21 protein-coding genes are annotated in these 26054 nt (G+C 59.2%); 3 read left to right on the top strand and 18 right to left on the bottom strand.

What is annotated here, in order from left to right:
- Positions 1-6: 6 nt before the first annotated feature.
- From VX159_RS04250 to fliF, 6 genes are all read right to left on the bottom strand, one after another.
- Positions 7-996 (bottom strand): flagellar hook-length control protein FliK, encoded by a 990-nt coding sequence (locus VX159_RS04250; RefSeq protein ID WP_371324748.1) that lies wholly within the window; start codon positions 994-996, stop codon positions 7-9.
- 99 nt (positions 997-1095) lie between these two features.
- Positions 1096-1542 carry a flagellar export protein FliJ gene (gene fliJ / locus VX159_RS04255; protein WP_371324749.1) on the bottom strand — a complete coding sequence of 149 codons (447 nt, stop codon included), beginning with the start codon at positions 1540-1542 and terminating at the stop codon, positions 1096-1098.
- Between the two features lie 8 nt (positions 1543-1550).
- The gene (gene fliI, locus VX159_RS04260; RefSeq protein ID WP_371324750.1) at positions 1551-2960 is read right to left on the bottom strand and encodes a flagellar protein export ATPase FliI; all 1410 of its coding nucleotides are present in this window, start codon (positions 2958-2960) and stop codon (positions 1551-1553) included.
- Positions 2945-3688, bottom strand: coding sequence for a flagellar assembly protein FliH (locus VX159_RS04265; RefSeq protein WP_371324751.1), 744 nt, complete (start codon positions 3686-3688; stop codon positions 2945-2947). Before VX159_RS04265 ends, fliI begins: the two co-directional genes overlap by 16 nt.
- Before the next feature lie 8 nt (positions 3689-3696).
- Positions 3697-4707, bottom strand: a complete 1011-nt coding sequence (gene fliG / locus VX159_RS04270) for a flagellar motor switch protein FliG (RefSeq protein WP_371324752.1) — start codon at positions 4705-4707, stop codon at positions 3697-3699.
- On the bottom strand, positions 4697-6448 hold the full coding sequence (fliF, locus tag VX159_RS04275; protein ID WP_371324753.1) for a flagellar basal-body MS-ring/collar protein FliF: 1752 nt from the start codon (positions 6446-6448) through the stop codon (positions 4697-4699). The genes fliG and fliF overlap by 11 nt, the downstream gene beginning before the upstream one ends.
- A gap of 148 nt (positions 6449-6596) precedes the next feature.
- Here fliF and VX159_RS04280 point away from each other — a divergent pair, with 148 nt between their 5' ends.
- Genes VX159_RS04280 through fliE form a run of 3 tightly spaced genes read left to right on the top strand, consistent with a single transcriptional unit; the run spans position 6597 to position 9510 of the window.
- Entirely contained in the window at positions 6597-7781 is a 1185-nt protein-coding gene (locus VX159_RS04280) for a PAS domain-containing sensor histidine kinase (RefSeq protein WP_371324754.1), read from the top strand.
- Positions 7768-9141, top strand: coding sequence for a sigma-54-dependent transcriptional regulator (locus VX159_RS04285; RefSeq protein ID WP_371324755.1), 1374 nt, complete (start codon positions 7768-7770; stop codon positions 9139-9141). The genes VX159_RS04280 and VX159_RS04285 overlap by 14 nt, the downstream gene beginning before the upstream one ends.
- A gap of 45 nt (positions 9142-9186) precedes the next feature.
- Positions 9187-9510 (top strand): flagellar hook-basal body complex protein FliE, encoded by a 324-nt coding sequence (gene fliE, locus VX159_RS04290; RefSeq protein WP_371324756.1) that lies wholly within the window; start codon positions 9187-9189, stop codon positions 9508-9510.
- A 46-nt stretch (positions 9511-9556) separates the two neighbouring features.
- Here the strand turns inward: fliE and VX159_RS04295 are convergent, their stop codons facing one another.
- From VX159_RS04295 to VX159_RS04350, 12 genes are all read right to left on the bottom strand, one after another.
- The gene (locus VX159_RS04295) at positions 9557-9850 is read right to left on the bottom strand and encodes an EscU/YscU/HrcU family type III secretion system export apparatus switch protein (protein WP_371324757.1); all 294 of its coding nucleotides are present in this window, start codon (positions 9848-9850) and stop codon (positions 9557-9559) included.
- Positions 9819-10913 (bottom strand): flagellar hook-length control protein FliK, encoded by a 1095-nt coding sequence (locus VX159_RS04300; protein ID WP_371324758.1) that lies wholly within the window; start codon positions 10911-10913, stop codon positions 9819-9821. Before VX159_RS04300 ends, VX159_RS04295 begins: the two co-directional genes overlap by 32 nt.
- Positions 10914-10974: 61 nt before the next feature.
- On the bottom strand, positions 10975-11289 hold the full coding sequence (locus VX159_RS04305) for a flagellar protein FliT (RefSeq protein ID WP_371324759.1): 315 nt from the start codon (positions 11287-11289) through the stop codon (positions 10975-10977).
- Positions 11286-11756: a flagellar export chaperone FliS gene (gene fliS / locus VX159_RS04310; RefSeq protein WP_371324760.1), complete on the bottom strand. Its 471-nt coding sequence runs from the start codon at positions 11754-11756 to the stop codon at positions 11286-11288. Before fliS ends, VX159_RS04305 begins: the two co-directional genes overlap by 4 nt.
- Positions 11757-11826: 70 nt before the next feature.
- On the bottom strand, positions 11827-13830 hold the full coding sequence (gene fliD, locus VX159_RS04315) for a flagellar filament capping protein FliD (protein ID WP_371324761.1): 2004 nt from the start codon (positions 13828-13830) through the stop codon (positions 11827-11829).
- Between the two features lie 59 nt (positions 13831-13889).
- Complete coding sequence (locus VX159_RS04320; protein ID WP_371324762.1) at positions 13890-14351, bottom strand: flagellar protein FlaG; 462 nt, start codon at positions 14349-14351, stop codon at positions 13890-13892.
- Between the two features lie 89 nt (positions 14352-14440).
- Positions 14441-15997, bottom strand: coding sequence for a flagellin (locus tag VX159_RS04325; protein WP_371324763.1), 1557 nt, complete (start codon positions 15995-15997; stop codon positions 14441-14443).
- 198 nt (positions 15998-16195) lie between these two features.
- Positions 16196-17749, bottom strand: coding sequence for a flagellin (locus VX159_RS04330; protein WP_371324764.1), 1554 nt, complete (start codon positions 17747-17749; stop codon positions 16196-16198).
- 391 nt (positions 17750-18140) lie between these two features.
- Positions 18141-22934, bottom strand: coding sequence for a glycosyltransferase (locus VX159_RS04335; RefSeq protein ID WP_371324765.1), 4794 nt, complete (start codon positions 22932-22934; stop codon positions 18141-18143).
- Positions 22931-24190, bottom strand: coding sequence for a class I SAM-dependent methyltransferase (locus VX159_RS04340; protein WP_371324766.1), 1260 nt, complete (start codon positions 24188-24190; stop codon positions 22931-22933). The genes VX159_RS04335 and VX159_RS04340 overlap by 4 nt, the downstream gene beginning before the upstream one ends.
- A complete protein-coding gene (locus VX159_RS04345) occupies positions 24183-24758 on the bottom strand; it encodes a GNAT family N-acetyltransferase (protein ID WP_371324767.1) in 576 nt (191 codons plus the stop codon). The genes VX159_RS04340 and VX159_RS04345 overlap by 8 nt, the downstream gene beginning before the upstream one ends.
- Positions 24755-26038 carry a DegT/DnrJ/EryC1/StrS family aminotransferase gene (locus VX159_RS04350; protein WP_371324768.1) on the bottom strand — a complete coding sequence of 428 codons (1284 nt, stop codon included), beginning with the start codon at positions 26036-26038 and terminating at the stop codon, positions 24755-24757. Before VX159_RS04350 ends, VX159_RS04345 begins: the two co-directional genes overlap by 4 nt.
- Positions 26039-26054: the final 16 nt, after the last annotated feature.

The raw sequence follows: 26054 nt of genomic DNA on the forward strand, positions 1-26054 counted from the left end.
CGTGGGTCAGGCAAAGAGGTCGACCTTGCCCGGTCCGCGGCCTGTCGCCCCGAGGGCAATGGTTCCGCTGCTGGCATGGTCGCTAGTGGCGGGAAGTATAGCGTTTTCGTCGCTGTCCCGTCTTGTCTTTGCCTGCTGTTGCTGGGCTTCACGCTGCTGTTGCGCAAGATTGGCGCCAACATTGGCCTGTCCGAGGTCAATTCCTGATGAGGCCAGCATTTCTTTCAGTTGCGGCAAGGCGCTCTCGATGGCTTGGCGTACCTCGCCAAATGGTGAAGCGAAGCTGGCGGTTGCCTGGTCACCATTCAGGCTAAGGTGGATCTGAATGGGGCCTAGTTGCGGAGGGTTGATATTGATCTGTGCAGATTGCTGATCATTTTTGGCCATCCAGACCAGCTTCTCACCAAACTCATGGCCCCAGCCTGGCTGGCTGACCGGTGTCTGGATGCTTGCCTGGTGTGTTGCCGCAGCCTCTGGCTTGCCGGATTGTGCTGCTTGTAACTGGGCTGCAGCATGGCTCGCCAGTTGATTGCTTTCGCCTTTTGGAGTCAGAAGATCGCTGAAGCTGTTGCTGGCGGCAATATTTGCCGTATTTGCATCTGTCTCGGTCGTTGCAGCGTTGCTGCCACTCAGTTCAACAGGTAGCTGCGCTGCAGTACTCCCGCTTCGAGCAGCAAGTATTTTCTCCTCGGTAACCAACCCTGCCTGTTGAGACGCGGCCTGTTGAGGCGGCGGGGCAACCGGTGGCTGAGGCGGCAGGTTGCCGAGAAAGAGTGCCAGGGCATCGCTGCCGGTTTCTGTTTCCTCTTCAGATGTGGCTGTCTCTTTGCCGGTTTCTCGGCCGCTTTCAGTCGCTACTCCCGATAGTATCCCCATTTGGCTAAAGAGCAAGGCAGAGAAGTCGACACCGGTGCCGGTATTGCCGGCAGTGCCTGTACCTCCCGGCAGGGGGGGGGCAATCGCTGCAAGTGGGGAGGAAATGACGCTCAGGCTCATGGCAACCTCGGATTGAAATCAAGCTGCTGTGGTTAAGCAGATTTTATGCCCGGAGGTTCCTCCCGGTGGTCAGCGGCCTGTTCTAGTTGGACAGGGGATTTAGTCTTTCTCTTGTCTGGCGTACTTTCGGGACGAAAATTCGTCCTGTGTCTTTTGATCTCGCTTGCCTTCAGCATGGCGCTCGCGGGCCTCATGTCGTTGGGCCAGTGTATCCAGTGCCTTCAGCTGGCGATTCTGCTGGCGCCAATTTTCCTGGCCGGTTCGGGTGTCGCTTTCCGATCTGGCCACGGCCTGCCTTTGCTGCTCGATGGCTTCGTCAATCCGGCCGAGAAAGTCGCGGTAGTTGTTCAATACTTGAGGGCTGATCCCAATTTGTACCGCGTCATGCATTTTCTGGGCGTATTCGGCCCGGTAGTTTTCAAGGAGTTGTAGCCGGCTTTTCTGGTTTTGCTCGGCGGCAATCAATTGGCCGAGGCGGCGGGTTGCTTCATCGCTACGTTCCTGCATGATGTCGAGCAACGGTTGCAGGGTGAATTCTTTTGACATTTTTGTGTTTAGAACAAGGCTTGCAGGTCAGCCAGGGTGGCTTGAAAGGCCGACTGTTCGGTCAGTTTTTGCTGAAGGAAGCCTTCCATCCGGGGATATAAACCAATCGCTTGATCCAGGACCGGGTCTGAGCCTGGGGCGTAGGCGCCGACCGAGATCAGGTCGCGGGATCGCTGGTAACGCGAGAACATCACCTTAAATTTTCGGATCAGATCAAGATGTGTCGGGCTGATCAGATTAACCATCGCCCGACTGATCGACTGTTCTATGTCAATTGCCGGGTAATGCCCCGAATCCGCCAGGGTTCGCGACAGGACAATGTGACCGTCGAGGATGGCGCGGGCCGAGTCGGCAATCGGATCCTGCTGGTCGTCGCCTTCTGCCAGAACGGTGTAAAAGGCCGTAATTGATCCGCCGCCCTCGGGGCCATTGCCGGTGCGCTCAACCAAGGCCGGCAACTTGGCAAAAACCGAGGGGGGGTAGCCGCGGGTGGCCGGAGGTTCGCCAATTGCCAAGGCAATTTCACGCTGCGCCATCGCGTAGCGAGTCAAGGAGTCCATGATCAGTAGTACTTGTCTGCCCTGATCGCGAAAGTATTCGGCAATGGTGGTGGCGTAGGCAGCTCCTTGCAGGCGCATCAGTGGCCCGGTGTCGGCAGGGGCGGCGACAACAACTGAGCGGCGGATGCCTTCTTCGCCGAGAATGTGTTCAATGAACTCCTTGACTTCCCGGCCGCGCTCACCGATCAGTCCGACGACGATGATTTCCGCTTCGGTGTAGCGTGCCATCATCCCCAGTAGTACCGATTTACCGACCCCGGATCCGGCAAAGAGGCCCATCCGCTGACCACGTCCGACGGTCAGCAAGCCGTTGATCGCCCGGATGCCGACATCGAGCGGCTGTTCGATCGGTGCCCGGGTCATCGGATTGATCGGGCGTGCCTGCAATGAACGGGCGTGCTCGGTGTGCAGCGGTCCTTTGTTGTCGAGCGGACGTCCAACACCGTCGACCACGCGGCCCAGTAGTTCATCTCCAACGGGAACTTGCTTGGCTCGATCAATCGCTCTGCGGCGCAACCCGGTGGGGCTGTCGAGCAAGGGAGGGGGGGCAGGGCTGTCGTAAGCGACTACCTTCGAACCCGGAGCCAGCCCGTAGACTTCGTCCGACGGCATCAGGAATAGTTTTTCCCCGGCAAAACCGACTACTTCGGCTTCGACCGGGTGTCCGCCGAGCGGATAGACCAGGCAGGCACTGCCCAGTGGCAGTTTTAGCCCGGCGGCTTCCATTACCAGGCCGTTGATCCGGGTCAGGCGACCAACCGGCCAGAGAGGGTGGGCGGTTCCGGCTGCTTCGCTACAACTGCGCAGAAAATTGCACCAGCGCTGCGTATGGGCTGGCAGGGTCAATTCGTCAGCCATGCCTGAGGTTCCGCGCCAATCGCCTCGAGTACGCGGCGCCAGCGGGTTTCGATGCTGGCATCAATTTCGCCGGCGCCGGCAGTCACCCGGCAGCCGCCGGGTGAAATCTCGCTATTTTCGATTAACTGTCCGCCGGTTTGTGCCAATTGCTCTTCAATCAGCGGTCGCAAGACCAGTGCATCCTCGGGGTGGATATGGACTTGCAGATGACTGTGGTGGCCTGGCAGGCTGGCGATGGCTTCACGGATCAGGGGCAGGAGCGCCTCCTTGTGAACCGCAATGCTCCCCCGCAAAACCTCGGTTGCAATAGCTAGAGCCGTATCCAGTAATTGATCGGCGACATCTTGTTCCAGTGTACCAATTGCTTGTTGCAGGTTCCTGACCAAGGCGGTCAACTGCTCGCCCATCGCACTTGCTACAGCTTGTTGTTCTGCCTGGGCTGCAGCTAATCCTTCGGCGTGGCCAGCTGCGTAGCCTTCGCTATAGCCTTGACCATGCGCTGCGGCACGGGTTTCTTCGTAAAGTTGTTGAATCTCTTCCGCGCTGGGAAGCGATGGTGGCGGAAGGGATTCTTCCTCGGGGGCAAGAGGCAGGGGCTCTGGCTCGGCCGCCGGGGCTTCGCTTGCTTCCGGCAGGGGGGCGGCCTGAGGTGGTGGCTCGGCAGGCTTGTCGAACGAGGCAATTTGCCAGCGTTCAAATGAGGTCAGTTTTTCCTTCGGGATAATCACGGTTCGAATTACAGCATTTGCTCGCCACCGGCGCCGCCGAGAACGATTTGCCCTTCGTCGGCCAGGCGGCGAACCACCTTGAGAATTTCCTTCTGTTCGGCTTCGACTTCGGAAACTCGAACCGGGCCGCGTGATTCCAGGTCTTCGCGCAGCATTTCTGCCGCCCTCTGCGACATGTTTTTGAATACCTTTTCCCGCAATTCGGGGGATGCACCCTTGAGCGCAAGAATCAGCGAGTCAGACTGGATTTCGCGCAGGATGAGCTGGATCGAGCGATCGTCGATATCCATCAGGTTCTCAAAGACGAACATTTCATCAATGATTTTCTGCGCAAGATCGGGGTCGTATTCGCGGATAGCATCAATGACCGAGGTTTCATTTGCGGTGCCGATGAAGTTGAGAATTTCCGCCACCGTGCGAACCCCGCCCATTGCGGCCCGCTTGATATTGGTTGAACCAGCCATGATCCGGGTCATCGCCTCGTTGAGCTCGCGTAGCGCGACCGGTTGGATGCCTTCCAGAGTGGCTATTCGCAATACGACATCATTGCGTAGTCGCTCGGTGAACTGGGCCAGAATTTCGCTGGCATGGTCGTGTTCCAGATGTACCAGGATCGTGGCAATAATCTGTGGGTGTTCGTTCTTGATCAGGTCGGCAACGGTGGAGGCGTCCATCCACTTCAGGCTATCGATGCCTGAGGTTTCGCTGCTGTTAAGGATGCGCGAAATAAGGTTCGACGCTTTGTCATCACCCAGCGCCTTGGTCAGAACCGAGCGAATGTAGCTGTCGGTATCCACGTGCACTGCAGACTGTTCTTCGGCAATCTGGTGAAATTCGTCGAGAACGGCTTCAATTTTTGCCCTGGGTACCGACTTCAGCGTAGCCATTGCGTGGCCAAGTTTTTGCACTTCTCGTGGGCCGAGGTTTTTCAGCACTTCTGCCGCACCTTCCTCTCCCAGTGCAATCAGCAAGGTTGCGCTTTTTTCCAGGCCCTCATCCGGATTATTGCTAGCCGCCATTTACGCCCATCCAGTCCTTGATGATATTTGCTACCGCCTTGGGGTCGGCGTGAGCGAAGTCACGCGCCTTTTGCACCTTGATTGCATAATGGTCGATCCGGACTTCCGTCCCTTCTTCGTCGTCCTCTCCATCGTAGCCTTCGACGCCCGGCATACGCGCGGCAATTTCCTCCGGCGAGGCACTTTCTTCGGGTTCCGGGGGGGGCGGGAACATTGTGTCAAGCGAAGGCTTGATCACCTTGGCGTAGAGGGCAAAGATGATGGCTGCGATGAGCAGATACTTGAGCAATTCACGCAGGTAGGCAATATTTTCCGGGTCTTTCCATAGCGGAGGAGAGGCATCGGCCTTGTCGCTCTCGGTAAACGGTGCGCTGACCACCGACAGGCTATCGCCCCGCTCGCGGCTGAAACCCATGGCTTCACGGACCAGGTCGCTGACTTGTTTGATTTCGTTTTCGTTGAGTGGGCGCGTCAGTGGCTTGCCGTTTTTGTCGCTGTCCTTGCGATGATTGACGACAACTGCAGTGGTCAGTCGGCGGATCGAACCAATCGCGTGCTTGGTATGGCGAATGGTTTTGTCCACCTCATAGTTGATGGTTGCAGTCTTGCTGGCGTTAAGAGGCTGGCCGACAGTATTGAGGGGGGCGTTGATTCCGGCGACTTCAATCCGCCCCTGCGGGTCACCAGGTTTGGCCTGGGTTTGTGCTGGTGCGCCACCAACTTGGGGTTGAGTGATTGGTGCGGTGGCGGGGACCGGGGGCTGGTTGGTCAAGGCGCCTGGCACGCCGCCGGTAAAGGAGTTCACGCCAGCAGTTTCATTGTTTTGTTGGCTGCGGATTGAACTCGCCTCTGGGGCGCTGTTCGGGCGGTAAATTTCTGCGGTCTGCTCGTTTTGTGAAAAGTCGAGGTCTGCAGCAACCTGCACCTTGAAGTTGTCGGTTCCGAATACTGGCTTGAGAATCTCTTCAATCCGCTTGACGATCCCGTCTTCGACCTCTCTGACATACTGAATCTGCACCGGGTCGAGGCCAGCTTCCATAAGCTTGCTCTTGACTTGCTGGTTCAGAGTTCCGTTCTGGTCGATGATGGTTACATTGGCTGCAGTGAGTTGGGGAACGCTCGAGGCGACGAGATGCTTGATGCCGGCAATCTGTGTCTGATCGAGGCTGCGGCCTGGATGCAGGTTAAGCATGATCGACGCAGTCGGCTTCTGATCTTCGCGGACAAAAACCGAGGGTTTGGGCATGGCGAGATGGACGCGGGCGTTTTGCACTGCGGCGATCGACTGGATGGTCCGGGCCAGTTCACCTTCCAGTCCGCGCTGGTAATTCACCTGTTCGGCGAACTGGCTGGTCCCGAATTTCTGGTTTTCCATCAGTTCAAAGCCGACCATCCCGCCTCTGGGTAGGCCCTGCGACGCCAGTTTGAGGCGAACTTCATGCACTCGGTTGGCGTGGATCATCAGGGAGCCGTTATCGGCGTAACGATGGGGAATATTCTGCTGTTCGAGGATGGCAACGATCGCTCCGCCATCTTTCTCTCCCAGGTTGGAAAAAAGAACCTTCCATTCGGGCTGTCGGCTCCACAGGATGGTACCGATGATCAAGGCGATGATGGCGGCAAGTGCCACCATCAGCATGATTTTTTGCTGGTTGCCGAGCCGGTTGAAGGCTTCACGCAGGCGCTGGAGCTGGTTTTGCTCCGGCGGGGCGTCTGCGGTGGTCTCTGTTGCTGCGTCCATCGGGCTCGTTGGCGAAGGTTTCTAAGGCGAAAAAATTGAAGAATCAAACAGGAAGCGAAATTTTCCTAGAAATATTCTACTATTACCCGCGCTGAATTCGCTCCCCTTCTTTTCAATGTCTGATTCTTCCTCTGCCCTTCAGGCTGCGATGCCTGCCAGCGAACCCGACGCGCGGACGCTGGAATTGCAAAAGGCGTTTGCGGTTTTTAACCAGGTTTCGCAGGAACTGACGCATGCCTACGACGCCCTTCAGGCCAAGGTCAGTTCGCTGACCGAGGAGTTGGCTGTGGCCAATGGCGAATTGCGACGCCAGTATCGTGAGAAGGAGGCTTTGTCCGAACGTTTGTCCTCCTTGCTGGATGCCTTGCCGGCCGGGGTTGTCCTGCTGGAATACGGTGCTGTCGTGTCGGCGCTGAACCCGGCAGCGGCAGCAATGTTCGGGGCCGGGGTGGTGGGCAGCCATTGGGGGGACGTGGTGAGCACTTTCCTCGAGCCGACAGTGACGGTCGGCGAGTGGATTTTAAAAGGGCGGCGGGTATCAATTGCCGAAAGCATGCTGCCTTCGACTGGTGGCAAGATTTTGCTAGTCCATGATGTCACTGCGGCTCATCAGATGAAAGCGGAGTTGGAGCGCAGCCAGCGTCTGGCCGCGATGGGGGAAATGGCCGCCTCGCTGGCGCATCAGCTGCGAACGCCATTGGCAACCGCCTTGCTCTATACTTCCAATCTTGCGCAGCCGGGTATTCCCGATGAGGCGCGCGCGCGTTTTTCTGACAAAGCTGGGACTCAATTGCGCCGCCTTGAGCGCCTGATTCAAGATGTCCTGCTGTTTGCCCGGGGCGAGAGTATCGGGCGCGACCTGATTCCGGCGCCGGACTTATTGCTGGAGGCTGCCCAGACTGTCGAGCCGCTGATGCGACAGCAAAATATCGTGTTTTCCACGGTCGACCGCAGCAATGGAACAGTTTTGGTAGGGAGCCGCAAAGCCTTGCTGGGGGCCTTGGTCAGTTTGCTGGAGAATGCGATGCAGGCCATCGTACCGCAGGGAGGGCGAGTGACCCTGACGGCAACTCAAGTTGGCGATGTGCTGGCCTGGTCGGTCAAGGATGATGGGCCGGGAATTGGCAAGGAAACCTTGCAGCGTATCTTTGAGCCATTTTTTACGACCAAGGGCCAGGGTACCGGGTTGGGATTGGCGATTGCGCTTGGTGTGGCCCGTGCCCACGGCGGATTGATTGAAGCGGTTTCGGAGCCCGGTCAAGGAGCCGAGTTTGTAATGACTTTGCCGGCGATGCCGGCTGAGCAGGGAATGGTAGAACATGTCGGAACATAATTTGCCTGTGCTGGTGGTCGAGGACGACCCGGGGTTGCGCGAAGCGATTGGCGATACGCTGGAGCTGGCCGGGCGTCCCTATGTCGCTGTCGATGGTGGCGAACAGGCGCTCAAGGTGCTGGCGGAGCAGGCTTTTTCGATTGTAGTGAGCGATGTGCGGATGATGCCGATGGACGGTATCACCCTGCTCAAGGAAATCCGCGCCAGGTTGCCGCACTTGCCGGTCGTTCTGATGACTGCCTACGCAGAGGTGGAAAAGGCGGTCGATGCAATGCGCTCGGGCGCCTGCGATTTTTTGCTTAAGCCTTTTGAGCCAGGGGCCTTGCTGGCTCACATCGGAAAATATGAGTTGCAGCCGGAGTCGGGCGAAGCCGGTCCGGTTGCCAATGACCCGGCAACGCAGGAAATGTTTGCCATGGCCAGGCGGGTTGCGCAGACGGATGCTACGGTGTTGCTCACCGGCGAATCGGGTGTCGGCAAGGAGGTGGTGGCGCGCTACATTCACCGGCATTCTGCTCGTGCCGATGGTCCTTTTGTGGCCATCAATTGCGCCGCGATCCCCGATAGTCTGCTTGAGGCAACCCTGTTTGGCTATGAGAAGGGGGCGTTTACCGGCGCTCAGCAAGCTCAGGCGGGCAAATTCGAGCAGGCTCAGGATGGAACGCTGTTGCTAGATGAGGTGACCGAGATGCCGATGGGACTGCAGGCCAAGCTGTTGCGGGTGCTGCAGGAGCGTGAGGTCGAGCGGGTGGGGGGCAAGAAACCGGTGGCGCTCAATATTCGGGTTGTGGCAACGTCCAACCGGAATATGGCTGAAGCGGTTGCTAAAGGCGTATTCCGTGAGGACCTGTTTTACCGGCTCAACGTATTCCCGGTCGATATTCCTTCGTTACGTGAGCGGCCGCAAGATGTGTTACCGCTGGCCCGGCATTTCCTGCTGGAGCACGGACAGCGTTTCGGTCGCAGCGGCGTACGCTTTTCCGCTGCTGCGGAAGATGCGCTGCGGGATTACGATTGGCCGGGCAATGTCCGCGAACTGGAAAACGTTGTCCAGCGTGCTTTGATTCTAGCGGCAGGTACGGACATCCAAGCCAAGGATCTGAAACTTCCGGGGGGAAGCGTTGCCAAAGCAGGTGAGCTTGATTCGTCGATTCGCGGTGACTTGGACAGCGGCGATAGTTCTCATGAAATGCCGAAAAAGGTCGATAATATGAAGGACTTGGAGCGTGAACACATCCTGCGCACGCTGTCCGAGGTGGGCGGCTCCCGCCGCTTGGCAGTTGAGCGTCTTGGTATTTCGGAAAGAACCTTGCGTTACAAGTTGCAGCAGTATCGCGAAGAGGGTTATTGGCAGGATTGAGTTGGCCCAATTGTTGCTTTTTAGTACGGGTCAAAGGAGTTGAAGATGGACACGAAAGGTATCGAACAAATGTTGAATGTGCTGCGTACTACCGCAGCACAGGCTTCAGGCAAGCCAGCGACCGAGGTTCAGCCGGTATCCGGCGGGCCTGATTTTGCGCAGGTGTTGCAGTCGTCCATCGACAAGGTCAATCAGACACAGCAGCAGGCGACCCAGATGGCGGAAAAACTTGCCGCCGGCGACTCCTCGCAAAACCTGCATGAGGTAATGATTGCCTTGCAAACTGCCAGTGTTTCCTTCCAGGAGATGGTACAGGTCCGTAATAAGCTGGTTTCCGCCTATCAGGATGTGATGAACATCCAGGTCTAAGGCTCGTGCTCGGCTTGCTGGTTCTTCTGGCAAAAAAACGCTACGTTTACTCCGTAGCGTTTTTTTTTGCCCCGCCTTGTTCCAGTTGGTAGAGCCAGGCGAGCAACTCGGCGACTGCCATGTAGAGTTGTGCTGGGATGTGCTCGTCAATATCTACCTGTGTAAGCAGGGCTACCAACTCTACTGATTCATGCACGTAAACCCCGTGTTCTTTCGCCTTGGCGATGATCTGTTCGGCGATTACCCCTTTGCCCCTGGCAACTACACGCGGCGCCGGATCGGTCTGGCCATAGGCGAGTGCTACTGCTTCACGTAACGGGGAGGGTTTCGGGGAGTTCATGGTCAATTTGCAACTGGCTCAAGGTTAGGCCGGCATCCTCGTATTGTTGCTGTAGTTTTCCGCTGGCTTCGCGCAGGGCTTGTTCCCCCTGTTCTGAGTCCGCTCGCATGCGGATACGAATTTCACCACCCGGCAATAATTGCAGGGTGGCATCAATACCGCCGAGTTGTGGCAACTTAAGTTGCAGTCTGGTTCTCCAGCGGTTGCTATCGTCGTTATCCTGGTTGCGGTTTGGGTTCTCCTCTTCGGCGATTTCCCAGTGCATCGGTTGTCCTGGCCAGGCTTGCCCTTGCCAGACGAATTGCTGGGTCGCCAGTGCATCCAACTGGTGCTGAACCAAGGGAACCGCATCGCGGTGTATCTCGCCACCTGCAAATACAGGAGGGCTTGCTGCCGATGCGGGTGGAGGGAGGTTGTCTTTGCCACTGGCCGGTGGCGGGGCAAAGGCTTCTTCCGCATTGCTTGCCTGGGGGGGGAGTTTGCCCTGTGGCTCCTGACGCAAGTGGGCTTCCGGGAGCGTTCCGTGCACCCACTTTGCCTGATGTGCTTCGTAAAACATTCCGCTTTGCCCTAGTGCCTGCTTGAGTGAAGCAGCGAGTGCTTCGGCATCAATTGGCCCGGCGGTGATCAGGGGCTGGTTGCCATTCAAGGTGATCGGAGGGGGGCGCTTGCTGTCGCGGGTGACTTCGCCAAGCAGATCGCCGATCAGGCGGCCGGTGCTGCTGAGAGTGGTCGAGGCTGAGTCGTGGCGTGGCGTGGCTTGGCCATCGCCGGTGCCTTTGTCGCGGATGACTGCCAGCACCAGTTGACCGTCATTTTCTTGAACTTCCAGTTCCAGGGTATCGCCAGCCTTGGCCGAGAACGGCAGGGCTAGCGTCAGTTCACGTTGTCCGACCAGTGCGCGATACGCTCCATTGGGTAGCATGGCCTGGATTTCGGCCATGATTTTCTGCCCTGGGCTGAAGTCAGCCAGGGCATCGGCAATGTTTTTTACTGGTGTGGTTGCCGGGATGCTGGTGTCCAGCCCCGGGCGTAGCCTTGGGGTAAGCAGGTCGGGCAGCATGTGTGGCTATCCTCCCGGTAAGTTGGTACTCAGAAACGGAGTCTCGTTTGCTTGAACCGGATCAAGGCGAGTAAATATTATTCAGTCGGCTGGTGTTTTGCTGGCTGGACAACTCGTGTCGGAGATCGGCCAGTCGCTCTTGGAGGAGCGGGCGAATTTTTTGTTCAAGGACGATAAAAGTGTCTGCTTGCTGCAGCAATTCGGGGCGGCTAGACAATTCGATTCGATTAAGCATCTCGCAGAGCTGCCCGATTTCCGGGGCTAATTCGACGATGTCGTCCCATGCCTGAATGGCTAGTAAATGCTCAAGGCGGCGGCTGGTATCGACCAGTCTGTTCAATTCGATGCTGCCGCCGGCAGAGAGATTGGAGGTCATGCAGCACCGTAGCTGCGCGGAACTGCTTCCGGCTGTTGGCTGAGATTGGGGGCGGTGGGCTGGAATTCACTGGCGCTGGGCTGTTCGCCAATGGCTTTCCAGGCATCGCGGATTTCGCTCATTAACCTAATAACCTCATCCAGCCTGTCCGGGGTGTTTTTCATGTTGGCCATCAGCAATTGGTGGCACATGTATTCGTAAAGGGCGTCGAGGTTCTGAGCTATCTCGCCACCGGCATCCAGGTCGAGGCTGGTGCGCAACCCTTCATCAATCAGGGCGATCGCTTTGGAGATGGCTTCGCCCTTTCCTGGGATGTCACCCTCCGTCATTCGGGCTTTTGCAATATTGATTGCGACCAGTGAGCCCTCCATGAGCAACAAAATTAGGCTATGGGGGGATGCGCTGCTGACCGAGGTTTCGATCTCGACTTGTTGGTACTGATTGACTCCGCGTGCCTGGCTGAACATGGCTATTCCTTGAAGCTATCCGATTGGGGGCAGTCTGTGTCTTGGAGTGACTGTTATCCGCGCGGGAATTTTAACCGTTTGAGCGAGCCAGTGCGGCTAATTGTTGGGAAAGATAGGAGCTAGTGGTAGACATCTTGCCAATCATTACGTCGAGGGATGTGTACTGTGCACGCAAGCGTTTCTCTGTGTCCGCCAGGCGCCGGTTCATGACTTCCCGGCGGCTGGCAATATCTTTCAATTCGCTGTCGATGCCACCTGTAGCACCAGCTAGGCCGCCGGTCTTGGTATTGGTGAGGGATTTGGCGACCTCTTCCATGATCGCCCCAAAGCCTCTGGTGAAGTAGACATTGCCGCGGTCGCCGGTGGAGCCGGCAATGACCGAAAGCTTGATTCCATTTTCGCCAGTCAGGGTTTGCCCCGAGCCTGTGGCATTGTTGCCATTGATGGTTCCGGCAACGTTGATGCCTGCGGTTTCGGTACCTGTGCCGCCCAGCAAATCTGCTGCGCCAGCCCCGCCGATCGAGACTTTGGAACTGCTGCCGTAACTGGCCGAAGTGAAGGTCAGGACGCCGGCTGATTCTGTGACACCAATAGCCAGACCGGATTGCTTAAATGCGCTGGTACCGTTGATTCTGGACTGGACTTCAGCGGCCAGGGATGCTGCAGTGTAGGTGCCGGTGCCCAGCGTAACGGTTGCGGAAGCCCCGTCAAGGCTGACGGTCAGTGTCTTGTTGGCATCGGTGATGGTCAGGTTGGCGGCACCGCTGGCTACTAGGCTACCCTTGGTGGCCATTTGGCTAACCGAAAGATTGTAGGTGCCAACCGAAGTGCTGCTACCGGCGCTGATGTACTTGACGCCGCTGTCTGATGCCCTGCCGGCAGTCGCGAAAAACCCAGCAACCAGTTCCGGGTTTGCTTCGGCGACTTTGTTCAGCTTGGCAGTGTCGACCGCCATTGTCCCGTCTTTCTGGAAGGCGATCCCCAGATCAGAGAGGGTCATTTTCTTTCCGTCGAGCATGGCAACGGACTGGGTCAGGCCGTTGCGCAACTGGGAAAGGATGCTGCGCGGTGCGGCCTCGCCCATGAGCACTCCGGCCTGAGCCGAGGAGCTGGCTGTCTTTGGGGTGTATTTGGTGAGTTCCGCAATGGTCCCGGCGATTTCATTGTAGGCTTTCACAAAATCCTGGGCGGCACTGGTGAGTGCGCTATTGGAGCGGCTGACCGAAACCTTGATTGGGGTGCCGACCGTTGATTCCTTGAGCAGGTTGAGCGTCACCCCCTGAATGACGTCTGTCAGAGTGTTGCTGGGTTTGGTGACTGCAATTCCGTCCACGGTCAACTGTGCATCCTGCGCTGCCTGGCTTTCGGTCAGGTTTTTGCCGCTGCCGGCAGCGGCTGCCGGGTCGTAGGCAATTTTTGACAGGCCGGTATTGTCGGTATCGGTGCCGCCGCTGTCTCCGCTGACTGATACCTTGAGACTGTTCGATGCGCCAGTACTGTTTGAGGTCAGGGATAGGCGAAAGCCCGTGCCATCGTTGATGATCGTTGCGGTGACGCCGGCATTGGCGGCGTTGATCGCATCGCGAATGCCGCCGATGGTTTGTTTGGAACTATCGATCGTGATCGACGTTGCTGCCTTGTCGCTATTGGCAGTGAAAACGCCACCGCTGTAAGTGCCCAGCTGAATGGTCAGCGTGCCGGTGCCGATGGCGTCGTTGATCGAGGTGGTGGACAGCACGTCCGAGCGCAGTTTCTGTTCCTTGGCGATCTTGGTTACTTCCAGGGAGTAGGTGCCCGGAGTAGCGATCGAGGAGGCGCTGGCGGTCATCACGGCACTATCGGACGACGAGGCGCTGAGCGAGGTGTATTTCGATGCCGAGGCGAGGCCGGCCATCGTTCCCTGAAACGATGATATTGCGCCCTTGATCATGCCGTATGCGGACAGCCGGGCTTGTGCGCTGGCCTCCAGGCGGGTCAGGCGGTTGAGTGGCTGCTGCTCGATCGTCATCAATTTGCTGACGATGCCGTTGACGTCCAGATTGGAGCCAATACCAGGGGATGAAATGCCTGACATGATAAATACTCCTTGCTACATGATGCAGATTCTTGGTTTAAGCAAGAACCAGACCTGTGCTAAGCCTTGCCTCTGAATAGTACGCCACTGCTCAGGTCGCTGCCTAGACCCCGGGTGCCCTGGGCTTGCTCCGGTGTCATCAGTTCATTGACGCGCTTGAGTGCTTTGAATACTTCGATCATTTCTTCGGCCGGGTACTGGCGCAGCGTTTCCTGGGAACTGGTGTCGACCAGCCTGACAATGAAACGGTTGATGTCCCGATCTACGCTGAAGGCGAGGGCAGTGGTCAAGTTGGCAAGTTCACTGTTGGCGGCTTCGGTTAGCGTCTTGGCTTCGTTTTCGTCGAGTTTCTTTTCGGTTTCTTGCCGAGTGCTTAACTCTTGCGATGCGGCCAAGGAGGCCCGCGTCGCATTTTGCAGTGCGACAGGTAAATCCTTTGGGGGATTGGGCGTTGAGGTGCGTGAAGCCACTGTTGCGGCTTGGCTGCTGGTGGTCACGGAACCGGGTTGGGTGATGTTCATGTCCATTCCTTTCCGGGGATTGATGTGCAGAGGCGGAAGGGCTTGCCCTTCCGCCTTTTTCCGGATTTTTGTCCGGAATTACTGCGTCATTAGCCGCGGAGCAGGGAGAGCACGCCTTGCGGGAGTTGGTTGGCCTGTGCCAGCATTGCGGTACCTGCTTGTTGCAGAATCTGCGAACGGGTGAGGGACGCGGTTTCGGCTGCAAAATCGGTGTCGCGAATGCGGCTACGGGCGGATGCCAGGTTTTCCGATGCAGTTTGCAGATTGGCTACGGTATTTTCGAAGCGGCTCTGCAGTGCGCCATACACGGCTCGCTGGCTGTTGATCGACTGGATTGCCGAGTCGGCGATACGCAGTGCGCGGGTGGCGCCTTCAACGGTCGAGATGTCCAGGGTGGCAACCGATTGCAGGGAGCCGATCAGGGCGCTGCCCGAGGTTACCTGGGCGCCAATCGCACCGGAGGCCAAGGTTGCACCAGAAGTACCGACGTTGTAGGACTTGTCGGAATCGAAGGAGAGCTGGCCGCCGATACCGACTGCCATGCCGCCGGTAATGCTGGAGGCGAAGGTGCCCCCGCCGGAGTTGGCGGTACCGGAGACGGTTACGGATCCGGAACTGGCGCTGCTCTGGTTGTCCAGGAAGATCGTGCTGCCGTCTGCGGCGGTCAGTTCAATACCGTCGGCGGTAGAGTTGAGCTTGGCGGTGATGCCGGTCTTGGACGAAACGTCGTTAAAGGCGGTCACGGCAGCGCTGAGGCCGGCGGCGGTGTTGCCGCCGTAGGTGAAGCTGACCTGAACCTGCGACGAGTTGGTGCCGGTCAGGTTGAAGGTGAAGTTGGTAGCGCTTGAGCCAGTCGTGCCGGACAACTGCAGGGTGGCGTTGGTGGTGGCGGTAGCCTTGACGCCGGTGAAGCCGACGGCATTGACAGCAGTGGCAATATCCTTGGCCGACGAACCGCTGCTCACGCCAATGGTGGCCGAGCCGCCTGCGCCGTTCACAATCACCTTGGAGAATGCGCTGGAGGAGCCCGATGCGACCGTGCCGGAAATGTTGCCGACGCCGGCGCTGGTGCCGGTTGCCGACTGGCCAGAGGTGGCATAGGTGACGCCGTTCGCGTTGGCGTTCGAAACCTGGAACGTGCCGTATTGGGTGGTGCGGTAGTTGTTGTTGCTGGTGGTGATGGTCTGGTTGGCATTGGCGCCGACCTGGAAGGTGGCGGAGCCGAAGGTGCCGTTGAACAGCGCCTGGCCGTTGAATTCGGTGGTTTGGGCGAAGCGGTCGAGTTCGGAAACCAGCTGGCTGACTTCGGCGTTCAGTGCCTGGCGGTCGGAAGAGCTGTTGGTGGCGTTGGCGGACTGGACGGACAGTTCGCGAATGCGCTGGACGATGCTACCCATCTGGTTCAGCGCGCCTTCAGCGGTCTGGGCCAGGGAAATACCGTCATTGGAGTTGCGGCGGGCTTGATCCAGGCCGCGAATCTGGCCGGTCATCCGTTCAGAAATGGCCAAGCCGGCTGCGTCGTCCTTGGCAGAGTTGATACGCATGCCGGAGGAGAGACGTTGCAGGGAAACTGCCAAGCCGTTACCGCTATTGGTCAGGTTGCGTTGCGCATTCAGCGATGCGACGTTGGTGTTGATAACTTGCATGATGTACTCCTTGAAATGATTTGATCAGCATGCGAAGCGGGACAATCTCACGCTCTCAGGAGCATCAACGGCTTGGGCGTAAAATACTTTAGGCTTTTGGGAAATTTTTTCGGTTAATTTGCTTGCCGGCAGCCACGCAAAAAAAAGCCCGGCCAATTGGCCGGGTTAAAGGATTGGAGTGTTTGCGCCTGTGCGAAATTACTTGAGCAGGCTAAGTACGTTTTGCGGAATCTGATTTGCCTGAGCCAGCATTGCGGTGCCGGCCTGTTGCAGGATCTGGGCGCGCGACAGGGCTGCGGTTTCAGCGGCAAAATCGGCGTCACGAATTCGACTGCGCGCGGCAGACAGGTTTTCCGAAGAGGTTTGCAGGTTGGCAATCGTATTTTCGAACCGGCTCTGCAGGGCACCGAAAATGGCGCGCTGATTGTTGATCGACTGAATCGCCGAGTCGGCAATCCGGATGGCTGCCGTGGCGCCGTCGGCTGTGCTGATGTCGAGTAGCGCAACGGCTTGCAGGGAACCGATCTGCGAGGTTCCGGAGGTGATTTGTGCGCCTGCCGCACCGGAAACCAGGTTGGCGCCCGAGGTGCCGATGTTGTACGACTTATCGGAATCAAAGACCAGTTGGCCGCCAATTGCCGTCGCCATGCCGCCAGTGATGCTGGAGGCGAAGGTGCCAGCACCCGAGTTGGCCGTGCCGGAAATGGTCATCGAGCCGGAGCTTGTCGTGCTTTGGTTGTCCAAGAAAATCGTGCTGCCGTCCGAGGCAGTCAGTTCGATTCCGTCTGCCGTCGAATTCAGTTTTGCGGTGATGCCGGTCTTGGACGAGACATCATTGAAGGCAGTGACGGCGGCACTGAGGCCGGCCGCGGTGTTGCCGCCATAAGTGAAGCTGACTTGTACCTGTGAAGAGTTGGTTCCGGTCAGGTTGAAGACAAAATTGGTGGCGGATGAGCCGGCGGTGCCTGACAGCTGCAGCGTGGCATTGGTGGTGGCGGTTGCCTTGACACCAGTGAAGCTGACTGCATTGACCGCAGTTGCGATGTCTTTAGCCGAACTGCCGCTGGTGACGGCAATGGTTGCCGAGCCGCCGGCACCGTTGACCAGAAGCTTGGAGTTGGCGCCGCTGCTGCCTGATACGACGACCCCGGAGAGGTTGCCGACGCCGGCGCTGGTGCCGGTGGCCGACTGGCCTGAGGTGGCGTAAGTTTTGCCGGTAGCGCCGGCGTTGGCGAGCTGGTAGGTGCCGTATTGCGTTGTCCGGTAGTTCGAGGTTGTCGAGGTAATCGTCTGGTTGGCGTTGGCGCCGACCTGATAGACCGCGCTACCGAAAGTGCCGTCAAACAGCTTCATGCCGTTGAATTCAGCGGTCATCGAAAAACGATCCAGCTCGGACACTAGCTGAGAAACTTCCGCGTTCAGGGCTTGGCGGTCCGAGGAGGTATTCGAGGCATTGACCGATTGTACCGACAGCTCACGGATGCGCTGCAGAATGCTGCTCATCTGGTTCAGTGCGCCTTCGGCCGTCTGGGCCAGCGAAACGCCGTCGTTGGCGTTACGGCGAGCCTGATCCTGGCCGCGAATCTGTCCGGTCATCCGCTCAGAAATGGCAAGGCCGGCAGCGTCGTCCTTGGCGGAGTTGATGCGCAGGCCTGAACTCAGGCGTTGCAGCGCAGAACTCAGCGAGGCGCCAGTCTGGCTAAGGTGCCGTTGCGAATTGAGCGACGGGATATTGGTGTTGATGACTTGCATGGCGTAACTCCTCAATCCTGTATTTCCGGCTCGGGGCCGGGTATGGGTTTATGCTTGCTCGGCAGCAAGTGCTTTGCTGTCGCTATATAAGCAAAAGCGGTGCCAGGTGTTGTGGGGTTGCTGTATTTTTGTGCTCCGAGGCTGGTTCAGCCGGGCAGGGGCGGAGCGCAGGCTTGCTCAGATCTTCGCAAGATGCTGTTCCGGCAAGCTTAAATCCCGATTTGCCGAAGATTGCGGCAAGAATTGCCGTGCTCGGATTCGGCATAAATTGCCATGGAAAAAACGGGGATTCGGCGTGTTGACCGTGAAAATCGTGGTCGAGGCCGATACTGCCTTACACACAAAGGTGTTTGGCAGTATCGGGGGCTGTCATTCAGCCTTGGGGGTAGAGTCAGTTGGCGAAATTGAACCAGGCGTCGTGCCAGGCTTCGGCCTGGCTTTCCAGGGTCCAGTCGCGAAGAATCGCTGCGCGCAGCTTGTCTCCAGCCTGTGCCAGGCGGCCACGGTCGGCAATGGCCTCGCGAATCGCCGAAATCCAGGCCTCGCTGCGGTTTTCTACCAGTGTTACCGGCAAGTCGCAGCGATAGGGGGTCAAGTCGCTGGCAATCACCGGGTAGCCAAGAATTCCGTATTCAAGCAGGCGAAGATTGCTCTTGCATTCGTTGAACAGGTTGTCTTCCAGCGGAGCAAGGGCGAGGTCGAGGTTCAGCGTGGCAAGCTTGGGAGCGTACTCGACGAAAGTGACGCCGCCGTGGTATTCGGCGATCATTTCTCGGGCACCCGCTGGGTGCATGCCAAAAAACACCCAATCGACTTCATCCTTGAGTGCCTCGATCACCGGCAGCAGGATTTCCAGATCCCCTGTGTGGCTGCTGCCTCCTGCCCAGCCGACTCGAGGTTTGGGGGTGTTCAGGCGCTGGGCGCGCAGTTTGCCCCAGACTGACAGGTCGATGGTGTTCGGGATGACCCGGATATCGGGAGCAAAGTCACGCATCATCTCGGCCAGGGGTTCGGTGGTCACAATCAGGCGATCGCACAGTGCCAGCGATTGCGCCGCGCGTTCCTTCAGATTGTTGGGCAGATCCTTGCGGTGGATGCTTTTCTCCGGAACGGCCCACATCAGGTCGTCCAGTTCGAAAATGATCTTGGTTTGCGGGAAGTGACGCCGGTAGTTGGCTAGCGCATGCTGGTACTGGGCGAGAACATGGCGCTGGACATACAGTACATCGGGGGCCATGCGGGCGACTTCGAGCGGATGGAAGGTGCCAAAGCGGCACCACCCGTCAAGTCGCTTTTCCTGAAGTGCCGCATTGAATGGCTGGACTATCCGGTAATTGCCGCAACCGGCGTTGTCCATCGGGATTGCCAGCATGCGGGGCAGCGGACGCCAGGTGAGCTTGAGCTTGGTCAGTTCGGAGCGGACCTCGATCACCCCGTCAGGATCGTAGAGCGACAGGTTGCGGTTATAGCTGGGGTCGGCACTCAGTTGGTCCAGCCAGCGATCATAGAGGCAGTCACGGTCGACTTCGTAAACTCCCTGTTTTTCGTCGTCGGGGATATCCGAGAGCATCAGCAGGTCGAGCTTCTCGTGCAGTAGCGTGACGTCCGGAGTCCACAGGTGAGTCAGGCCGTGGCTGCGTAGTCTGAGGCAAAGATCAACATCGGCAAACAGGTAGCGGAAGCCTTCGTCGAAGCCGCCGGCCGCAAGGAAATCGTCCCGCCGCAACAGCAGGCATTCAAGCGAGAGGGCCTGGCGCTGCTGAGTGCAGTGCAGGCGGCCGAAATAGCCGGGCTGGTCGAATTTTTGCCCCTGCCAGGGCGAGGCCGCATCGCCAAGCAGACCGAGGACGCGGCCGGCAGAGACGATTTGCCCTTGTTTGTCGATCAGGCGGCCGCCAACGCAGCCAATGCCGGGGCGTGCGGCTTGTGCGAGCAGGCGGGGCAGCCAGTCTGGACTGAGCGGTACGCAGTCGGCAGCCAGAAACAGCAGGAAGTCTCCTCGGGCCTGGCCTGCCCCCAGATTGAGCAGGCGGGTGTAACCGTGTTCGATGGTGTCAGCCGGAAAGACCCGTAGCCGGTCGTTATCGCTGCCATCCATTGCTTGCAGCCTGGCCAGGGTTTCGGGGTCATCCGAAGCGGCATCAATGACCACGATCTCGCAAGACAGTCCGTGCGGTAGCGAACGGGTTTGTTCGAGCAGGGCCTCGAGTGTGCGGGCGAGAGTGCCGGCCCGATTGTGGCTGACCAGAACAATGCTGACGCTGGCTTGCTCTGGGACAGGGTAATCAACGGCATAGGTGCCCGGCAAGGTACCGGCACGGCTACGCGCTGTTGCAGCTTGTCTGGCCAGATGCTGGTCGAGCGCCTGCTGGCCCAGCGCAACCAGTTGTTCGGTGGGTTGCAAAGCAGTGCTGCGCTCTCCGATGCGGTGGAAGAGAACATCCTGAACATGGGCAAAGGCCTCTGCTCCGCCGTGTTCCAGCAGGCGCAACTGGAACTGGTATTCGGCCATCCCGGCAAATTCCGGTGCATAGCCGCCGAGCGCCAGGAAAGTTTCACGGGCGATCAGGAAGCAGTCACCCATCCAGGGCAGCGAGCGCAAGTAGTCGGCATCGAAGTCCGGCTTGAAGAAGGGGCGCTCATAGCTCCCGGATTGGGTGCTGTACTGATCTTCGTCCGCATAAATCAGACGGGCTTGAGGGCTGCTGTAGGCAGCCTCGAGCAATAGCAGCAGGCTGTGCGGTGCAATCTGGTCGCCTCCATTCAGCATCAGGACCCAATCACACTCGCGTTCGGCAATTACCTGGTTGAGCGCGGCATGCGGCGCATCGCCGCTCTGATGCCAGGCGATGCGTCCGCCGGCTTGCAGTTCTGCCGGCATCGGCGCCGACGAAACAATGCAGACCTCAACATGATCGTAATACTGCTGGGCCAGGGAGTTGATTGTCGGCGTCAGCAGACCAAGCCATTCCGCATGGATATAGACCGTGACCAGCACTCGCGGCGGGTGGCCCAGGCGGGTTTCCCATTCGGTCAGGCGGCGCTCGAACATTTCGGCTTCCGGCCGGGTGATCAGGTGCGAGTTGAGGAAGTTGGCGTAGACGTGCTCCGGCGCCTGCTGGAATTGCCCTGCCTGTTCGTAACCGACCAGTTGCTCACGTCCAGGTTCGACCAGCATGAAGAACTGCAGACTGCACATCTCCATCAGTTCGTCCTGGCTGACATTCTTGATGACCATCTTGCCGGTATCAATATCGCAGGGGCAGCGGTCCTTGTAGCGCTGGAACAGTTCGCTCAGGCGGGTGTCGATGCCGAACACGTTCTTGACCACGTGGTAGCCGGTTTCGTGGAAGAAACGCTGTAGCTCTTTGTAGGTAAAGAAGCGGATATGGGTAATGTCGAGCAGACCCAGGCGTTCGTAGCGGAAATAACCGTTGGCCAGGTCGTCCATCAGCGCCAGGTTGCGGACGTTGGGAATCGAGATGGCAATCTGGGCGGTGGGCGATAGCCACGGGCGCAGCGCTTCCATCACCTTCCACGGGTTGTACATGTGCTCAAGCACGTCGGCGAGGATGACCGCGTCGACGCTGCCGGGGACCAGGCCGGCTGCGGCCAGGTCGGTTTCCTCAAACTTTCCGGTGAATACCCGGTCCAGCCGCTGGCTGGCGACGGCAGCGGCCGAACGGTTCAGTTCAAAGCCCCAGGCCGTGGCCTGCGGATATTTCTGCTTGAAGACAGCACCGGTGCCGCCGGCGGCACAGCCGATATCGAGCAGCATCTTCGGCGAGTTGGTAAAAAAGTCCACCAGATCGCCTCGTGCCCCGCCATGGTAGCCAGTGGCATCGATATCGGGCACGTCGAGGCAGTCCTGCCAGACGTAGCCTTGCTGTTCCGCCACTTGCTGGCGGAACAGTTCGCTCATCAGTTCGGCAACCCGCAGGCTGGCCTTGCCATCGATACCGATGTTGTAACGCGGTGCAGCGGCATGCATCCGGTGAATCTTGTCTGCACGCCAGAGCGGATCGGCAATCAGCTTGAGCAGGGTTTTTCCGAGTTCTTCTGCCGGTACTTCGACAATCCCGCTATCGCCATCAAAACTCGGGCCCAGGCGCAAGCCCCAGTCGGTCATCAGGTTGATCGCCGGTGTGCCGCAGAGCAGTGCTTCGACCAGAATGTTCGAATCGACGCCGATCAGGACGTCGGCCGCTAGTACCCAGGGTTCCGGCGCATCCTTGAGATAGAGGAAATTGTTACGGTCCACGCCCAGTTCGGCGCAAATTTCCTCATAGCGCTGGCGTCCGAATTCGTAGTTGCTTGGCCGATCCTTGATGATGGCGTTGATACTCAGCCCCTGCGCCTGCAAATCTCCGATGGTTTCGATGAACGCTTTGAGTGAACGGCCAAAGACGTGTTCATCGGCAATGGCGCTGAGGTTGTGTGCCCAGGTTGGCGAGAAGACGACAATCGGCGCTTCCGGGTCCAGTCCGTAGGTAGTGTGCAGCCTGGCCTTTTCCTCGGTGCGGCGGGGGATGCGTTCTGCGTAGTCGTCCCAGGCCGGGTTGCCGGTGATGCGGATGCGGTCGCCGCCGATGCCGGCGTCGAGATAGCTTTCGACGCTGCGCTCGCCGTAGACCGCCAGCGTGTCGCAAATCAGTTGGTCGTGGACGGTATAGGGGCGTGCCAGCGCTACGCCGTGCAATAAATGGATGCTGGGGATCTTGCGTAGCCGGCTCCAGTAGGCCGTGGTTTTCCCCAGTGCCAGCAAGTCCTCGCTCAGGATGGTCAGGCCGACCTGATAGGTTTCGGCCGCCTTGTCGAGCATCTGGATCAGAGAAATCTGGGCCGGAACGGTTTGCTCGGCGACTTGGGTGACTTCGTCCGCCAGAGCTTGCGGCTCGATTTGCCAGCGGGCGGAAAAATCGCTCCAGCCCAGGGTTTGCTGGTGGTCGCTGATGGTCGTGGCGATGGCGCGCGCACGTTCCCGGCAGAGGTTGGCGTCGGCTTCTGTGAGCAAGTCGTCGATCAAGACCAGTTGCCCATTGCCCCGGGCAACGGCATCAACCAGTTCCTGCGAGGCCTGGAAGCGGGGGGTCAGGATCGTGGTGCCCGGATTTCGGGCCAGAAATGGCTCAACGACTCGGGCAAAACGGGGCCAGAGCAGGCAAAGGATGGCGGGATTCTTCATGTGCGGTTACCGGAGAAAACGCCGAAATGGCGGGTCAGCAGGGCTTCCATCAAGTGGTATTCGAGGCCGGGAGCGAGCGGTACGCCGTTGTGGGTGAGCGACTCTCCTGCTACCGAAGCCGTGCTCCAGGTGCGGATCATGCCCAGCGTGGCATCGTCGATTTGTTCTTGCAGCAGCCAGTCATCGAACAAATCGACAAAGGCCGGAGGCAACAAATCCCGCCAGTTGAGTTGCGGAAAACTGCGGCACAACTCGGTCAGCAGCAAGTGCAGCAATTGGCGGTTGCGCGGCCAGGCCAGATGACGGCAGAGCGCCTGTTGCCAACCCGGGTCGAGCAAGTGTGGCAGGGCGGCTTCCGGCTGGCTGCCGCAGGCAGCTATTCGCTCGTTGAACTGAGCGTATTGTTCCAGCCACGCGGTGTTTTCAGCGGCCGCATCGGTATTTTCGAGGAGGGCGAAAAAGCGGCAGGTGCTGCGACTGGTCAGGAAAGCAGGGAAGGATTCTTCCAGAAAGACCGCGAAGTCGAGCAGGCGGTTGTCGTGGCCAAGCCATGAAAGCAAGCGTTTCCAGGCGAAGCGATCCTCCAGCGGCTTGATCCAGCGGTTGTAGGCCGGGGGGCCGAAAAAACCGCCAACCGGGATGATGGCGAGGATCCGCAAGCCGTTTTGGCTGCACCAGGTCACCAGGTCTTTGACCCGCATATGCGACATATAGGCGCCGTGTGCACCATCGTTGAGGCCGGCTTCGGCAATCTCTCGGGCCTGTTCGGCCGGCAGGGCCGCTTCCAGATGATCGAGCGAATGAATGTCGAACAACATCCGGCCGCCGGGGCGGACGACCCGCTTCCATTCCTGCAGCACCGGCTGCCAGTGCGGGAAGTGCACCATCACGTTGAGCGAAATCAGGGTATCGAAGGCTGCATCGGCGACCGGCAGTTCGCGAACGTCGCCCTGGCGCAGTTCGATCGGGGTTTCGGCGGCTTGGCGCCGGGTTTCGTCGAGCATGGCCTGCGAACTGTCGATGCCGGTTACCCGGTAGCCACGCCGCGCCAGCGGCAGCGAGCCCCGGCCGGTGCCGATGCCGACGTCGAGGATGTCCTGGCCGACCACACAGCGGTCCACGATGTGGCGTTCGACGCGGTTTTTCAGCGGATTGGTGCCGCTGCTGTCGGTCATCCGCATGGCGTACCAGGCGACCATGTCGGGGTTGGTCCAGGCCTGGGTCTTCCAGGCAATCAGCGAATTTTGATCAGTCATGACGGGCCTTTTCGGCTGGAGCAGTCTGGTTCTCGAAATCGTTCCGGGTCATCCCGAATTCGACGATGTCTTGGTAGTGGCCGGCGACGAAGGCAGCCTCGCGGCGGCGTCCTTCTTCCCGCATCCCGAGCGCCAGGGCCAGGCGCTGCATGGCGGTGTTGCCGGCAAAGGTGCCGCATTCGATGCGGTGCAGGTTGAGGCGGAGAAAGCCGTGGCGGCAGAGCAGGCGCCCGGCTTCAAGGCCGTAGCCCTGGCCCCGGCAAGCGGCGTCGCCGAGCAGGATGGCAAATTCGGCGCGGCGGTAAATCGGGTGGATCGCCTGCAGTGCAATATTGCCGATATGGCGACCATCGAGCAGTTCGATGGCAAGAATCAGCGCGTCCTGGCGGCCGTGGCTGGCAGCGATATAGCGCCGGGCCTCCTCGCGGCTGTAGGGAAATACGCCGTGGGCATTGCCGCTGTTGGTCGCCTGGTCGTTGAGCCAGGCCGGGTAGTCGCCGTCGCCATCGGCCTCGCTCAACGGGCGCAGGCGCAGGCGTTCGCCCTGAAGCAGGGTCAGCGGCTTCATGCAGCGACGCTCCGCAGGGCATCCAGGTGGCGGTCGATCTTGTGGAAGGCGGCAATCACCTGGTCGAGTTCGGCTTGGCCCAGGTCGGCGTGGATCAGCGGCGAGTACAGCAGTTCGTCGAAGTGCATCCGTTCGGTGACCGGGCACAGTCCACGGGCGTAGCTGACCTCGGGGCGCAGCGAGAACGGGAAGTGCTCGTTGCCGTAGGCGATTTTCTGCTGGTAGAGCGGCTGCAGGTAAAGCGGTTCGACGTAGCCGGCAGCGATCTCGACACCCTCCGCGCGCAGTGCGGCGAGATAGGTGGCGCGCGCGACGCCGGTAACGGCGGCCGAGTACTTGAGCGGGTAAACATACCAGCCATGGGTGCAGCCGGGTGCAACTTGCGGCAGGCTCAGACCGCGCAATCCCTGCAGGCCGCGATTCAGATAGGCGGCATTTTCCTGCCGCCGGGCCACCAGTTGCGGCAATTTTTTCAGCTGCTCGCGGGCAATCGCGGCTTCGATTTCGGTCATCCGGTAGTTGAACCCGACCAGATTGGTCAGCTCGCCTTGATACCCCATGTTCTTGACCACCGCTTCGCCATGGTTGCGGATCAGTTGCAGGCGTTTGGCCAGTGCCGGGTCGTCGGTGACCACGAGTCCACCTTCGCCGCAGTGGATGGTCTTGTGGTAATTGAGGCTATACACCCCCATATGCGCCAGCGTACCGGCGGCTTTGCCGTGATAGAGCGCGCCGGGCGCCTGGGCGCAGTCTTCGATCACGGTCAACCCGTGTTCGTGGGCCAATTCCATGATCGGGGCGAAATCGGCCGGGTGGCCGAAGATATCGACCACGATCACGGCCTTGGTCCGTGCGCTGAGCTTCGCCCGGATCGTCTCGGCGGTCAGGCAGTAGGTTTCGGGGTCGATGTCGGCAAACACCGGCACCGCGCCATAGACCAGCGCCGCAGCGGCCGAGGCCGACATGGTGTAGGGCGAGACGATGACCTCATCGCCCGGACCGACGCCGGCTGCGCCAACAGCGGCGTAGAGGCCGGAAGTCGCCGAATTGACCGACACCGCGTGGGCGACGGAAAAATGCTGGCACCAGTCGGCTTCCAGTTCGCGCACGCGCGGGCCGCCGAAGAAGTCGGGCGACCAGGCGCCGAGGAATTGCGACAGGACACCGCTGTCGAGCACTTCCATCACCGCCTGTTTTTCCTCGGCGCCGATGGTGCGATAGACGGGAAACGGGGTGCTGCGTACCGGCGTGCCGCCGAGCAGGGCGGGGAGGTCGTTCATGCGTCGTGATTCCTGT

This window comes from Dechloromonas sp. ZY10 (assembly GCF_041378895.1).
Classification (GTDB): Bacteria; Pseudomonadota; Gammaproteobacteria; order Burkholderiales; family Rhodocyclaceae; genus Azonexus; species Azonexus aquae.